At 53.8% G+C, this 1,183-nt stretch carries 1 protein-coding gene; it reads left to right on the top strand.

The features are described 5' to 3' along the window. On the top strand, positions 1 to 1,166 hold a 1,166-nt coding region (locus ACJ2PR_RS36035), incomplete at its 5' end, for a transposase (RefSeq protein WP_446880661.1). Between the last annotated feature and the right edge of the window lie 17 nt (positions 1,167 to 1,183).

Below are 1,183 nucleotides of genomic sequence, written 5' to 3'. Positions count from 1 at the left end.
TGGGTGGGTTGAGCAAACCCCAGGTCAAGGGACTCACGACGCTGTTCGCCACCATCCTGATTGTCTGTGGGAAAGTCAACTTTACCAACTTGAGCCGCTACAGCTTGTTGAGCGAAAAGACGTATCGCCGCAGGTTCAAGCGGTCGTTCCCGTTTACTCAGTTCAACCTGGAAGTGGTCAGAAGCGCCGTGCGAGAGAATGCCGCGATGATCGCCGTGATGGATTGCTCCTTCATCCCCAAGAGTGGAAAGAAGACCTTTGGGCTAGACCAGTTTTATCATGGCAGCCACGGTCGAGTCGAAACGGGGTTAGAGGTGTCGTTGGTGGCGGTGGTGAATGTCGAGACGGAAGAGGGGTACAGCGTGCAAGCCGAGCAGACCTTTGAGCAGACGATGTTCCCGGAACTGACGCGAATGGATTATTACCTCGATCAACTGGAGCGAGTTCGTGGGCACCTACCGGCACAAGTTCGCTACCTTGCGGTCGATGGTGCCTATGCCCATCAGCCCTTTGTCACAGGTGTGGTGGTTCTCAAACTCGACGTGATTAGTCGCTTGCGGCGCGATGCCAACCTGCGGTTTCTCTTTGAGGGAAAGCAGAAGGCGCGCGGTGCCAGACGCAAATACGCCAGCAAAGTCAATTTAGCCGACTCGACTGGGTTTACCTGGGTGCGTCAACTGCAACCCGGCGTTGACCTGTTCACGCAAGTCGTCTGGCACGTCTCCCTCAAGCGGCAAATTCGACTCGCTTACCTCCAAGACACCCGCAAGCCTAACAAGCCGAGCTACGTCGTGCTGTTCTCAACCGATGTGCAGCAATCTGCTGATGAAATCTATCGCTTCTACAAGTTACGCTTTCAAATTGAGTTCATCTTTCGCGATGCCAAGCAATTCACGGGTCTAGGGGATTGCCAAGCGCGCGATGTCAGAAAGCTGGACTTCCACTTTAATGCCAGTTTTACCGCCCTGAATCTCGCCAAACTTGAGGCAACTCAAGCCAACGCGGGTGGGCAACCCTGGGTCTTCTCGATGGCAAGTTTGAAACGACGGGCACTCAATGACCATTTACTTGAGCGCTTTATTTCAAAGTTGGCGCTGTCCCCGACTGCGATTAAATCCCATCCCAACTACGAAAGTCTGCGCTCCTACGGCGTGATCGCTGCTTAATTTTGTCCGAAGTGTTG

It is taken from the genome of Phormidesmis sp. 146-33 (assembly GCF_052939515.1).
The sequence above is the reverse complement of the archived record's forward strand: the minus strand, read 5'-3'. Positions and strand labels throughout refer to the sequence as shown.